11 protein-coding genes are annotated in these 12,497 nt (G+C 71.4%); 8 read left to right on the plus strand and 3 right to left on the minus strand.

The window, feature by feature from the left end; translation table 11 throughout:
• The first annotated feature begins 4 nt into the window (after window positions 1–4).
• Complete coding sequence (locus tag ACIRSU_RS01255; protein ID WP_403787909.1) at window positions 5–1,753, plus strand: glycoside hydrolase family 6 protein; 1,749 nt, start codon at window positions 5–7, stop codon at window positions 1,751–1,753.
• 194 nt (window positions 1,754–1,947) lie between these two features.
• A complete protein-coding gene (locus tag ACIRSU_RS01260) occupies window positions 1,948–2,694 on the plus strand; it encodes a GNAT family N-acetyltransferase (protein ID WP_403787911.1) in 747 nt (248 codons plus the stop codon).
• A gap of 54 nt (window positions 2,695–2,748) precedes the next feature.
• On the opposite strand, the gene ACIRSU_RS01265 is transcribed toward ACIRSU_RS01260, so the two are convergent.
• Complete coding sequence (locus ACIRSU_RS01265) at window positions 2,749–3,804, minus strand: LacI family DNA-binding transcriptional regulator (protein WP_403787913.1); 1,056 nt, start codon at window positions 3,802–3,804, stop codon at window positions 2,749–2,751.
• A gap of 287 nt (window positions 3,805–4,091) precedes the next feature.
• Here ACIRSU_RS01265 and ACIRSU_RS01270 point away from each other — a divergent pair, with 287 nt between their 5' ends.
• The 5 genes from ACIRSU_RS01270 to ACIRSU_RS01290 all read left to right on the plus strand — a co-directional run bounded on the left by ACIRSU_RS01270 (window position 4,092) and on the right by ACIRSU_RS01290 (window position 9,779).
• Window positions 4,092–5,444, plus strand: coding sequence for an ABC transporter substrate-binding protein (locus ACIRSU_RS01270; RefSeq protein ID WP_403787915.1), 1,353 nt, complete (start codon window positions 4,092–4,094; stop codon window positions 5,442–5,444).
• Between the two features lie 78 nt (window positions 5,445–5,522).
• Entirely contained in the window at window positions 5,523–6,596 is a 1,074-nt protein-coding gene (locus tag ACIRSU_RS01275) for a carbohydrate ABC transporter permease (protein WP_403789368.1), read from the plus strand.
• A 5-nt stretch (window positions 6,597–6,601) separates the two neighbouring features.
• Window positions 6,602–7,456 (plus strand): carbohydrate ABC transporter permease, encoded by an 855-nt coding sequence (locus tag ACIRSU_RS01280; protein ID WP_403787917.1) that lies wholly within the window; start codon window positions 6,602–6,604, stop codon window positions 7,454–7,456.
• Window positions 7,457–7,601: 145 nt separating this feature from the next.
• Complete coding sequence (locus tag ACIRSU_RS01285) at window positions 7,602–9,047, plus strand: GH1 family beta-glucosidase (RefSeq protein WP_403787919.1); 1,446 nt, start codon at window positions 7,602–7,604, stop codon at window positions 9,045–9,047.
• A gap of 84 nt (window positions 9,048–9,131) precedes the next feature.
• Window positions 9,132–9,779 (plus strand): 1,4-alpha-glucan branching protein, encoded by a 648-nt coding sequence (locus tag ACIRSU_RS01290; RefSeq protein WP_403787921.1) that lies wholly within the window; start codon window positions 9,132–9,134, stop codon window positions 9,777–9,779.
• A 73-nt stretch (window positions 9,780–9,852) separates the two neighbouring features.
• On the opposite strand, the gene ACIRSU_RS01295 is transcribed toward ACIRSU_RS01290, so the two are convergent.
• Complete coding sequence (locus ACIRSU_RS01295) at window positions 9,853–10,770, minus strand: glutaminase (RefSeq protein ID WP_403787923.1); 918 nt, start codon at window positions 10,768–10,770, stop codon at window positions 9,853–9,855.
• A gap of 162 nt (window positions 10,771–10,932) precedes the next feature.
• On the opposite strand from ACIRSU_RS01295, the gene ACIRSU_RS01300 reads away from it, so the two are divergent.
• The gene (locus ACIRSU_RS01300; protein WP_403787925.1) at window positions 10,933–11,544 is read left to right on the plus strand and encodes a DUF1326 domain-containing protein; all 612 of its coding nucleotides are present in this window, start codon (window positions 10,933–10,935) and stop codon (window positions 11,542–11,544) included.
• 27 nt (window positions 11,545–11,571) lie between these two features.
• Here the strand turns inward: ACIRSU_RS01300 and ACIRSU_RS01305 are convergent, their stop codons facing one another.
• Window positions 11,572–12,402 carry a DUF2182 domain-containing protein gene (locus ACIRSU_RS01305; RefSeq protein ID WP_403787927.1) on the minus strand — a complete coding sequence of 277 codons (831 nt, stop codon included), beginning with the start codon at window positions 12,400–12,402 and terminating at the stop codon, window positions 11,572–11,574.
• Window positions 12,403–12,497 lie beyond the last annotated feature (95 nt).

A 12,497-nucleotide genomic window follows, 5' to 3' on the forward strand; every position in this document is an offset into this window, starting at 1 on the left:
CACCATGAGCCGCACGAAAAGCCGCACCGCCCTGTTCGCGGCGCTCGGCCTGATCGCCGCCACCGGCGCGACGGCCACCGCCCTGAGCACCGCCACCGCTGGCGCCGCAGCCGCCGGCTGCAAGGTCGACTACCAGGTGGCCAACCAGTGGAACTCCGGTTTCACGGCCAATGTCACCGTCACCAACCTCGGCGACCCGGTCAACGCCTGGACGCTTGGCTGGAGCTACGGAGGCGACCAGAAGGTCGCCCAGGGCTGGAACGCCGACATCACCCAGTCCGGCGCCGCCGTGACCGCCAGGAACCTCTCGTACAACGGGACGCTCGCGACGGGCGGTTCCACCTCCTTCGGCTTCAACGCCACCTACAGCGGTACGAACGCGGTGCCGGCGACGTTCACGCTGAACGGCGTCACCTGCACCGGCTCCGTACCGCCGACCACACCCCCGACCACCCCGCCGACCACACCGCCCACGACGCCGCCCACGACGCCGCCCGCCGGGGCCAGGGTCGACAACCCGTACGTCGGGGCCAGGGTGTACGTGAACCCGGAGTGGTCGGCGCACGCGGCGGCCGAGCCGGGCGGCACCCGGGTGTCGAACCAGCCCACCGGCATCTGGCTGGACCGGATCGCCGCCATCAACGGTGCGAACGGCGCCATGGGCGTGCGCGCGCACCTCGACGAGGCTCTGCGGCAGAAGGGCGACGGCGAGATGGTCGTCCAGTTCGTCATCTACAACCTGCCGGGCCGGGACTGCGCGGCCCTCGCCTCCAACGGCGAACTCGGCCCGACGGAGATCGACAAGTACAAGACGCAGTACATCGACCCGATCGCGGCGGTCCTGTCCGACCCGAAGTACGCCGGCCTGCGGATCGTCACCACGGTCGAGCTGGACTCGCTGCCGAACCTGGTCACCAATGTGAGCGGCCGGCCGACGGCGACCGCGAACTGCGACGTGATGAAGGCCAACGGCAACTACATCAAGGGCGTCGGCTACGCCCTGAACAAGCTGGGCGCGATCCCGAACGTCTACAACTACCTGGACGCCGGCCACCACGGCTGGCTGGGCTGGGACGACAACTTCGGGCCGTCCGCCGAGCTGTTGAAGACGGCGGCGACCGCCGAGGGCTCGACCGTCGCCAACGTGACCGGCTTCATCGTCAACACCGCGAACTACAGCGCCCTGAAGGAGGACCACTTCGGCATCGGCGACACGGTCAACGGGGTCTCGGTGCGCCAGTCGAAGTGGGTGGACTGGAACCGCTACACCGACGAGCTGTCGTACGCCCAGGCGATGCGGGACAAGCTGGTCTCGGTCGGCTTCGACTCCAGGATCGGCATGCTGATCGACACCTCCCGCAACGGCTGGGGCGGCACCGCCCGTCCCACCGGACCCGGCGCGAAGACGGACGTCAACACCTATGTCGACGGCGGCCGTTACGACCGTCGCATCAACCCCGGCAACTGGTGCAACCAGGCGAGCGCGGGCCTCGGCGAACGCCCGAAGGCGGCTCCGGAGCCGGGTATCGACGCGTACGTCTGGATGAAGCCGCCGGGCGAGTCCGACGGCGCGAGCAAGGAGATCCCCAACAACGAGGGCAAGGGCTTCGACCGGATGTGCGACCCGACGTACACGGGCAACGTCCGCAACGGCAACAGCATGTCCGGGGCCCTGCCGGACGCGCCACTGGCCGGCCAGTGGTTCTCGGCCCAGTTCCGGGAACTCCTGAAGAACGCGTACCCGGCGCTGTGAGGCGCGCCTGAGTCACGACCCCGCCGGGCGGGCCGCACCTTCTGGTGCTGGCCCGCCCTCCGGCATCGCGGGAGGGCCCGGGTCATAGGGCCCGGGTAATTCCGTTGCCCATCCGGGGCGGGCGGCGGAACATGGGCCCGCTCACCGCGACTCCGCCATGACTCCGCCATGGCTCGCTACCGATAGGCGCACAGTTGACTCTGCAGGACGAACAACGCCAGACCCTCGCCGGCCCCGACCGTCAGCCGGTGCTGACCTACCTCCGGGGCACGCGCGACGGCCATCCGTGGGCCGACCTCGCCGAGGTGGTCGGACCCGATCCGGTGCCCGCGATCCTCGCGGGGATGTCCGGGTGGGCCGTGTCGGGATCCGTGGAGCTCGGCGAGGAGCTGCTCGGGCACGGCGCACGGGTGATGCGTCACGCCCACGGCATGAGGCGCGAGCTGGTCACGGACCCGCCACCGGCCGCATGGGCGGCTGCGGAACCGCCGGCCGGGCTTCGCCTCGTACCGTGCGACCGTCCGGCGCGGGACCTCTTCCCGGCCTGGCGGGCCGCCTTCTCGGCCGGGCATCCGGACCACTTCCCGGGCGGTGACACGGAGGCCCTGGAGACCCAGCTCGTGCCCCTGCTGTCCGGCGACATGCTGGGTCCGGTGCTGCCGTGCAGCGCACTCGTGGTCGATGCGGAGGACCGGGTGGTCGCCGGGGTCGTCGTCACGGACCGGGACGGCCTGCCGTGGATCACGACCGTGTTCCGTCTGCCGGGGGCCGGGCGGGCCGGACTCGGCTCGGTGCTGCTGCGCCGGATGCTGGCGGACGCCACGGCCCGCGGTCTCGCGGCGATCGGGCTGGCGGTGAGCGACGCCAATCCGGCCCGTCAGCTGTACGAGAAGCTCGGCTTCCGGGTCACCGAGACCTCGCTCACCGTCGTCGTCCCCTGACCGGCGTTCCCTCCCGGCCCTCCCAAGCCGAGACCTTCTCAGGACGAGAGCTCCTCAGGACGACTCCCGCACCACCAGCTCCGTCGGCAGCACATACCGCTCCCGGTCCACCGCCTCCGTCGCGTCCGCCGCGGTCGCCGCACCCGCCGGTTCGGCGATCTCGTCGAGGAGCATGCGCGCCATCGTGCGGCCCATCTCCTCGATCGGCTGGCGGACGCTGGTGAGCGGCGGGTCCATCAGGCGGGCGACGGCCGAGTCGTCGACGCCCACGAGGGCGACGTCGTCGGGGATGCGGCGGCCGGCCTCGCGCAGCACGCCCCGGGCACCGGCCGCCATGACGTCGGAGGCGGCGAAGACGGCGTCGAGGCCGGGGGCGCGGTCGATGAGCTCGCGCATGGCGCGACGACCGCCCTCCTCGGTGAAGTCGCCTGTGGCGACGAGCAGTTCGTCGGGAGCGAGGCCCGCCGCCGCGATGCCCTCGCGGTAGCCGTCGAGGCGGGCGCGCGCCACGTACATGTCGAGAGGGCCGGTGATGGTGGCGATCCGGCGGCGGCCGCGCGCGGCGAGGTGGGCGACGGCGGCGCGGCCGGCGCCCTGGTTGTCGGAGTCGACGAAGGCGGCGGACTCGCCGGCGCCGCGGCGGCCGCCGAGGACGACGGGGAGGCCGAGCTCGCGGACCCGGTCGGGCAGCGGGTCGTCGGCGTGTACGGAGGCGAGCAGGACGCCGTCGACCCGGCGGGCGGCGAGGTACTGCTCGAAGCGCTGGCGCTCGCGTTCGGTGCGGACCAGGGTGAGCAGCAACTGCTTGTCGGCTTCGCCGAGTTCGGCGCTGACGCCGCGGATGAGGTCGAGGAAGTACGGCTCGGCGAAGAGCCGGGACTCAGCCTCGGGGATGACGAGCGCGATGGCGTCGGTGCGGTTGCCGGCCAGTGCGCGGGCGGCCAGGTTCGGCACGTAGCCGAGTTCCTCGACGGCCCGGTGGACCGCCGCGCGGGCCTGTTCGCTCACCCGGGGCGAGCCGTTGATGACGCGGGACACGGTGCCCCGGCCGACCCCGGCCCGGGCCGCGACCTCTTCCAGCGTGGGTCTGCTCCTGTGCCGTCCGCTCACGCCCCTCGTTCTCCCCTCGTGCGGCCTCGCCCTCGCCCGTACGGCGACCTGGTCAAGATAGGCCACGATCCCGCTCCCGCCCGACGCGCCGTTGTGCGACGCAAACACATGGGAGCGCTCCCACAGTATCGGATCCGAACCCGGACCGGCCCGCCTGGCGCCCTTTCGGCGAATCCGTGTTCATGTCTTGACACCGCCGCCCGCAAGGCAGGAACCTTCCGGCAACGACGAGGTGGGAGCGCTCCCATCCAGGCTTATCAGAGGTCCTGCCCCCAGAGGAGAGTGGAATGCGCACTACCAGCAGCAGACGGGCCCCCGGCCGCGCCCGCCCCACCGCACTCGCGGTCCTGGCGACCCTGACGGCCGGAGCGCTTCTGCTCACCGGCTGCGGCAGCGGCGACGACGACGGCGGGGACGCCGCCGGCGGCGGCACGATCACGCTGCGGGTCGGCACCTTCGGTTCCTTCGGCTACGACGACAAGACCGGCGCCAAGCTCTACGCCGAGTACGAGAAGTCCCACCCCGGCATCAAGATCGTCGAGTCGAACGTCGCCGACGGCCAGAAGTACTGGGACACCCTCAAGCTGCGCCTCTCGCGGGGCAGCGGCCTCGCCGACATCCAGGCGATCGAGGTCGGCTACATCGCCGAGGCGACCGGCCCGTCGATGGCCGGCAAGTGGGTGGACCTCGGCACGACGGGCGGCGCCGACCTCGGGGCCTTCCTCGACTGGAAGGTCAAGCAGGCCACCACCGGCGACGGCAAGGTGATCGGCCTCGGCACCGACATCGGCCCCATGGCCATCTGCTACAACAAGGAGCTCTTCGCCAAGGCCAAACTGCCCACCGACCGCACCGAGGTCGGCAGGCTGTGGGCCGGCGACTGGGCGAAGTTCCTGGAGACCGGCAGGACGTACCAGAAGAACGCACCCAAGGGGACCTTCTTCCACGACTCGGCGAGCGGTCTGTTCAACGCCGTCGTCAACAGCGAACCGGAGCAGTACGCCAATGCGAAGGGTGAGCTGGCCTGGGAGACCAGCCCCGGCGTGAAGAAGGCGTGGGACACCGCCGTCGCCGCCGCGCAGAGCGGCATCACGGCCAAGCTGCGCCAGTTCGACGAGAAGGGCACCTGGAACGCCGCCTTCAAGAACTCGAAGTTCGCCACGGTCGCCTGCCCCAGCTGGATGACCGGCATCATCAAGGACCAGGCGGGCGCCGCCAACCGGGGGAAGTGGGACATCGCCGCGCCGCCGGTCGCCGGCAACTGGGGCGGTTCCTTCCTGGCCGTACCGAAGGCCGGCAAGCACGTGAAGGAGGCGGCGGAGCTGGCCGCCTGGCTCACCGCGCCGGCCCAGCACGCCAAGGTGTTCGCGGTCAACGGCAACATCCCGTCCACCAAGCAGACCCTGACCTCCCCGGCGGTGACCGGCGCCAAGCTGCCCTACTTCGGCGACACTCCGGTCGGCGAGATCTACGCGGCCGCCGCGGCGCACATCCGGCCGGCCCCGATCAGCCGCTGGGACGGCCAGGTCAAGACCTTCCTCACCGACAACGGGATCCTCGACATCGAGCAGCGGGGCACCGACCCGGCCAAGGCCTGGGAGAACGTCAAGAGCCTGGTCGACGACAAGATCGACCAGTAGCGGGAGGCGGTGGGGCCCGCTCCCTGCCGGCGGACCCCACCGCGGCGCCTTCGAGACGCCCTCGCCCCATCGCCCCGTATCCACTTCCTCCGCACACCTCCGGAAGGACGCCCCGTGGCCACCGCCCGGCGCTCCCGGCTCTACCGCTGGGACCTGAAGGCGACGCCGTACGTCTTCGTCGCCCCCTTCTTCCTCACCTTCGCCGCCTTCGGTCTCTTCCCGCTGCTCTACACGGGCTGGCTCTCGCTCAACCGGGTGGAGCTCGGCGGCGATCCGCAGTGGAAGGGCCTGGAGAACTACACCGACCTGGCCGGCAGCGAGTTCTTCTGGAACGCGCTCGGCAACACCTTCACCATCGGCGTGATCTCGACCGTCCCGCAGCTGCTCATGGCGCTCGGGCTCGCCCACCTGCTCAACTACCGTCTGCGCGGCCGTGGTTTCTTCCGGGTCGCGGTGCTCGCCCCGTACGCGACCTCCATCGCCGCGGCCACCCTGGTCTTCGCCCAGCTGTTCAACACCGACTACGGGCTGATCAACTCGGCGCTCGGCTGGGCGGGTTTCGACCCGGTCGACTGGGAGTCGTCCAAGTGGCCCGCGCAGATCGCCATTTCGGTGATCGTGACCTGGCGGTGGACCGGCTACAACGCGCTCATCTACCTCGCCGCGATGCAGGCCGTGCCGCAGGACCTCTACGAGGCGGCCGCACTCGACGGGGCCTCGCGCTGGCGCCAGTTCGTCAGCGTCACCATCCCGTCCATCCGTCCGACGATCCTGTTCACCGTCATCGTCTCCACCATCGGCGCCACCCAGCTGTTCGGCGAGCCGATGCTGTACGGCGGCAGCGTGGGCATATCCGGCGGCAGCGGCAACCAGTACCAGACGCTCAGCCTGCTGATGTACGAGAAGGGCTGGGTCACCGGCGCCCTCGGCCAGGCGTCGGCGATCGCCTGGGTGATGCTGCTGCTCCTACTCCTCATCGGCGGCGTCCAGTCACTCGTCGCCCGCGCCGACCGGCAGAAGTCCGACCGCAGGAGATCCCACCGCAAGAATTCCGGCCGCACGGAGTCCGACCGCACGGAGTCCGACCGCACGGAGTCCGACCTCGCGGAGTCCGACCGCGCGGAGTCCGGCCGCACGAAGGTGGAGGGCTGAGCGACATGCGCACCCGTTTCCGCCCGAAGGCCGGCCGCCAGCACCACGCGGGACCGCTGACCTACGTCCTGCTCGGCCTCGCCGCGCTCGTCTCGCTCTTCCCGCTCTACTGGAACCTGGTCGCCGCCTCGCACACCGGCGACCGCGTGGTCACCGCGCCCGCGCCGCTGCTGCCGGGGCGACGCCTGCTCGACAACCTCTCCTTCGCCTGGAACCAGGTCGACATGGGCGAGGCCCTCGTCAACACGACCGTCGTGGCCTCGCTCGTGGCGCTGTCCACGGTCCTGTTCTCGACGCTCGCCGGCTTCGCCTTCGCCAAGCTGCCGTTCAAGGGCCGCAATGTGCTGCTGACCCTGGTGGTGGCGACGATGACGATCCCGCCGCAGCTCAGCGTCATCCCGCTGTACCGGATCGTCACCGACCTCGGCTGGGTCGACCAGCTCCAGTCAGTCGTCCTGCCGTCGCTGGTGGCCGCGTTCGGCGTGTTCTTCATGCGCCAGTTCCTCGTCGAGGCGCTGCCGGTCGAGCTCGTCGAGGCGGCCCGGATCGACGGCGCCCACTCGCTGCGCGTCATCTGGCACGTGGTCTTCCCGGTCGCCCGGCCCGCCATGGCCGTCCTCGGCATGCTGGTCTTCGTCCAGGCGTGGAACGACTTCTTCTGGCCCTTCATCGCGCTCACCCCTGACGGCAACCCCACCCTCCAGGTGGCACTCGCCGGCCTCGGCGCCGGCGACCACACCGTCGACCAGGCCGTGGTGCTGACCGGCGCGCTGATCTCCACGGTGCCGCTGCTGCTCGTCTTCGCGGTGCTCGGCAAGCACATCGTCGGCGGGATCACCGCGGGCGCGGTCAAGAGCTGACGGGCCGCCCCGTCCCCTCGACCGCCTCCGGTTCGTTTCCCGTACGGCGATCAAAGCCTCCGCCCTTCGTTCTCGTCCTTCGTCCTTCGTTCCTCGTGCTTCGACCTTCGTTCCTCGTCCTTATCTGTGTGGGGAGTGCCCTTCCATGACCGCGTCCGACACCCGGCCGCTCACCGCCGTCCGCCGATTCCCGCCCGAGTTCCTGTGGGGCGCGGCCACCGCCGCGTACCAGATCGAGGGGGCGGTGGCGGAGGACGGCCGTACGCCGTCGATCTGGGACACCTTCTCGCACACACCGGGGAAGGTCTTCCAGGGCCACACGGGTGATGTCGCCGTCGACCACTATCACCGCTTCCGCGAGGACGTCGCGCTCATGTCGGAGCTGGGGCTGAACGCCTACCGCTTCTCGGTGTCGTGGTCCCGGGTGCAGCCGACCGGCCGGGGCCCGGCGATCCAGAAGGGCCTCGACTTCTACCGGCAGCTGGTGGACGAGCTGCTCGCGGCCGGGATCGAGCCGGCGCTGACGCTGTACCACTGGGATCTGCCGCAGGAGCTGGAGGACGCGGGAGGCTGGCCGGAGCGGGCGACGGCGGAGCGGTTCGCGGAGTACGCGGCGCTGGTCGCCGGCGCGCTCGGCGACCGGGTGAGCCGCTGGACGACGCTCAACGAGCCCTGGTGCAGCGCCTTCCTCGGGTACGGCTCCGGGGTGCACGCCCCGGGGCGTACGGAACCGGTGGCCGCGCTGCGCGCCGCGCACCATCTGAACCTGGGGCACGGGCTCGCCGTGCAGGCGCTGCGGGCTGCGCTGCCGGCCGGGGCGAAGCTCGCCGTGTCGCTCAACCTGCACGAGGTGCGACCGCTGACCGCGTCGCCGGCGGACCGGGAGGCGGCCCGCCGGATCGACACCGTCGGCAACCAGGTGTGGCTGGGCCCGATGCTGGAGGGCCGCTATCCGCGGGAGCTGTTCGCGGACACCGCCCGGCTGACCGACTGGGGGTTCGTCCGGGACGGCGACGAGGCGACGGCCGGGCAGCCACTGGACTGGCTGGGCGTCAACTACTACACGCCGACGGTCGTCTCGCGGGTCGCCGAGGGCGAACAGAAGCCACAGGACGACGGGCACGGCGACAGCGCCTTCTCGCCGTGGCCGGGTGCGGACGACGTCGCCTTCCACCAGGCGGACGGGGAGCGTACGGCGATGGGCTGGCCGGTCGACCCGTCGGGCCTGCGGGACCTGCTGACCCGGATCTCGGCCCGCTACCCCGGCCTCCCGCTGGTGGTCAGCGAGAACGGGGCGGCCTACGAGGACGAGGCGGCGCCGGACGGCTCGGTGCACGACCCGGAGCGGGCGGCCTACGTCCACGCGCATCTGGAGGCGGTGCACCGGGCGATCGAGGCGGGCGCCGATGTGCGGGGCTATTTCCTGTGGTCACTGCTCGACAACTTCGAGTGGGCGTACGGCTACGCGAAGCGGTTCGGTGCCGTGCGCGTGGACTACGACACGCTGCGGCGCACGCCGAAGTCGAGCGCGCGCTGGTACGCACGGGTAGCCGGATCCGGTGAACTGCGCGCGCCCGGCGCGGACTTCTGACCGAAGATCGTCAGGCGGTACGGTGCGAGGGCGGTCCACCCGCACGGGGACCGGAGCGTACCGTCACGGAGGAAGTGCACGAGGATGTCTGTCATTCACAGGACCACCATGGCACCGACCAAGCTGGAGCTCCTCACGGCCTGGCTGCCCACCCGCCCCTGGTACCGGGGCGGCGCCGACGCCGTGCCCCAGCTCGAGCGGGCCGGCGGCTTCCGGCTCGACGACCCGGAGGGCGAGGTGGGCATCGAGTTCATGGTGGTCACGGACTCCTCCGGCGACGAGGTCCACGCCTACCTGGTGCCGATGACCTACCGCGGCGCGCCGCTGGAGGGAGCCGAGCGCGGGCTGATCGGCACGTCGGAGCACGGGGTGCTCGGCACGCGCTGGCTCTACGACGGGGCGCACGACCCGGTCCTGGCCGGCGAGTTGGCCGCACTTCTGGAGGGCCGGGCGGTGCCGCAGGCGCAGAGCCTGTCGGACACCCCCGACCCGACCGTCGAGGCGTCCTTCGACGGCACGGGCGCGTGGGACACGTCGGCCGCGCCGGTCGTCGAGGAGGGCACGTACGGCACGGACGTACGGCTCGGTGCCGGCGCGCCGGTGCTGCGCCTGGCCCGGGTGCTCGACCCGAAGGCCACGGGCTCGCGCGGCCACGTGATCGCCGGCTGGCGGCTGCCGGACGGTGAGGAGCGCCGCGGGGCGTACGTCCTGGTCTTCGACCCGGCGGTCTGATCCGTATCCGGCCACCCCCGGCCGGAACCCGGCAGAAACCGACCGAAACTTGCCGAAGACGGCCGGAACCCGGTCAGAACACGGACAGCCCCGTAATCGTGGTGAACCGGTCGAGGGCGGTGACGCCCGCGACCGAGTTCCCGCGTTCGTCGAGGCCGGGGCTCCACACGCACAGCGTGCAGCGGCCCGGGACGACCGCGATGATGCCGCCGCCGACTCCGCTCTTGCCGGGCAGTCCGACCCGGTAGGCGAAGTCGCCGGCGGCGTCGTAGGTGCCGCAGGTGAGCATGACGGCGTTGATCTGCTTGGCCTGGCTGCGGGTGAGCAGCCGGGAGCCGTCGGCGCGGATGCCGTGCCGGGCGAGGAAGCCGGTGGCGAGGGCGAGGTCGGCGCAGGAGGCCTCGATGGAGCACTGGCGGAAGTACTCGCGCAGCAGGATCGGTACCGGGTTGGCGATGTTGTCGTAGCTGGCCATGAAGTGCGCGAGGGCGGCGTTGCGGTCGCCGTGCGCGGTCTCGGAGGCGGCGACGTCGCGGTCGAAGTCGAGGTCCTGGTTGCCGCTCTCGGCGCGCAGGAAGTCGCGCAGCACGCCGGAGGCGTCGCCGGTGATGCGGTGCAGCTGGTCGGTGACGACGAGGGCACCCGCGTTGATGAACGGGTTGCGCGGGATGCCGTTCTCGTACTCCAGCTGGACCAGCGAGTTGAAGGGGTTGCCGGAGGGCTCCCGGCCGACGTGGTCCCACAGCGGCTCGCCCTTGCGGGCGAGGGCGAGGGCAAGGGTGAACACCTTGGTGACCGACTGGGTGGAGAAGGGCTGCTGCCAGTCCCCCACGCCGTACACCGTCCCGTCGAGCTCGGCGACGGCCATGCCGAAGCGGCCGGGGTCGGCGGAGGCGAGGGCCGGGATGTAGTCGGCGGGCCGGCCGCGCTCGGTGAGGCCGGCGATCTCCTCGGCGATCCGGTCGAGGACGGGTTTGAACGTCAACAGCATGATCACATCATGCGACGGCCGGTCACCGGGTGCCGCCCCCACCCCCCCTCCAACGAAGCCTTCGGTGGAAGCGTCAACCATCCGTTGCATCGCTCCCGGTGCCTGCCTAGCGTGGAACCAAGGGGAAGCAATTCTCCCGAGGAGCACATCATGTCGTGGAGCATGTCCGGCAATTATCTGGCCGGTTGTTCGTGTGCGCTGCTCTGCGGCTGCGCGGTCGACGCGCAGCCCCGTGACAAGGCGGGAAACGAGCAGTGCGTGGGTGTGGGCGTCTTCCACATAGCCGAGGGGCATCTGGACGAGACGGACCTGTCGGGAGTCGACTTCGCGCTCTACAACCAGTTCCCGAGCCATCTGACGGCGGGTGACTGGAAGATCGGCATCGTCGTGGACTCGGGCGCCACCGACTCGCAGGCGGAGGCGGTCGACACCATCGTGTCCGGGCGCGAGGGAGGTCCGTTCGAGCAGCTCTCGCAGTTCTTCGGCGACTACCTGGGCATGGAGCGCGCGGAGGTCGGGATCTCCGACGGTGACAGGCCCAGGCTGTCCGTGGGCGGCCGGTCCGAGATCGAGGTCACCGCGCTGACCGGGCCCGACGGAGGCCCGACGACGCTGAAGAACGCGATGTTCGGCTTCGCGCCGGAGTTCACGCTCGGCACCGCTTCGGGCAGCTCGGAGGCGTTCGGGCTGTCCTTCGAGGGCTCGTACGGCGAGATCGGCGACTTCGCCTTCGCCAGCGACCAGGCGGAAGGGGCCGCCACCGGCCGTGGGTGAGCCGGACGGTCCGACGGGTACGAGACGTCAGGGCGCGCTCATGTGGTCCATCGGGGCCATGGGCGCGCTCGGCGCCGTGAGCCCGGGGAGCAGCCAGTCCTGCGCCGGGCCGACGAAGCAGAGGACGGCGAGGACGAGGAAGGCGATCCCGGCGACCCGGCTCAGCGCCGGGCCGTGCCGCCACAGTTTCTCCAGGAAGATCACGCCCGCGACGGCGGCCATCGCCGCCACGTTCATCACGCCGAGCGGGACGAGCACGATCATCAGGCCCCAGCAGCAGCCCAGGCAGTACATGCCGTGGTGCATGCCGACCCGGAAGTCGCGGGCGCGGGGGCGGTAGCCGGCGTAGGTGATCAGCTGGGACATCGGGTTGCGGCAGTGCCGCAGGCAGACGTTCTTCAGCGGGCCGAGCTGTTGCAGACCGGCGAGCGCGAACGCCGTGGCGCCGATCCACTGGCCGGCGCCGGGGTGGTCCTGGACGAGGTCGCCGGTCAGGGCGAGCAGCCCGTACGCGACGAGGCCGAAGGCGGTCCAGACGACCAGGTAGCCGGAGACGAAGGCGGTGGTGCGGCCGGCGCGGACGAGTCCGGTGGACTGGCGGGCGATGCCCCTGGCCCAGGTGACGGCGACGGGCGCGACGGACGGGAACATCATCGCGATCATCATCACGAGCCACAGCGCGAGGAAGAGCGGCACGGCCATGCCCATGGTCCCGGGTTCCACTCCCATGTCCCGGGCCTGGGCCACGGTCAGGGCCCAGGCGAGGGCCGCGAGGGCGACCATCAGGAGCCAGGCGACGGCCAGGTCCCGGGCCGGCAGCAGCGCCGGGGCGCGACCGGAGGTGCGTGTCTCGCCCACCCCTCCAGCACAGCACACCCTGCGGCGGGGTCAACTGGTGGCGCGTCCCCCGGGCGCCCGCGAGTGGCGAACCCGGCTCGTCCGGGCGAGGGTGG

The sequence above is a fragment of the Streptomyces sp. NPDC101160 genome, assembly GCF_044768205.1.
GTDB lineage: Bacteria > Actinomycetota > Actinomycetes > Streptomycetales > Streptomycetaceae > Streptomyces.

Excerpts from the sequence above, each read along its gene's own strand:
- ACIRSU_RS01255 (WP_403787909.1), top strand. The coding sequence starts at position 5 with ATGAGCCGCACGAAAAGCCGCACCGCCCTGTTCGCGGCGCTCGGCCTG.
- ACIRSU_RS01270 (WP_403787915.1), top strand. The coding sequence starts at position 4,092 with ATGCGCACTACCAGCAGCAGACGGGCCCCCGGCCGCGCCCGCCCCACC.
- ACIRSU_RS01280 (WP_403787917.1), top strand. The coding sequence starts at position 6,602 with ATGCGCACCCGTTTCCGCCCGAAGGCCGGCCGCCAGCACCACGCGGGA.
- ACIRSU_RS01285 (WP_403787919.1), top strand. The coding sequence starts at position 7,602 with ATGACCGCGTCCGACACCCGGCCGCTCACCGCCGTCCGCCGATTCCCG.
- ACIRSU_RS01290 (WP_403787921.1), top strand. The coding sequence starts at position 9,132 with ATGTCTGTCATTCACAGGACCACCATGGCACCGACCAAGCTGGAGCTC.
- ACIRSU_RS01295 (WP_403787923.1), bottom strand. The coding sequence starts at position 10,770 with ATGCTGTTGACGTTCAAACCCGTCCTCGACCGGATCGCCGAGGAGATC.
- ACIRSU_RS01300 (WP_403787925.1), top strand. The coding sequence starts at position 10,933 with ATGTCCGGCAATTATCTGGCCGGTTGTTCGTGTGCGCTGCTCTGCGGC.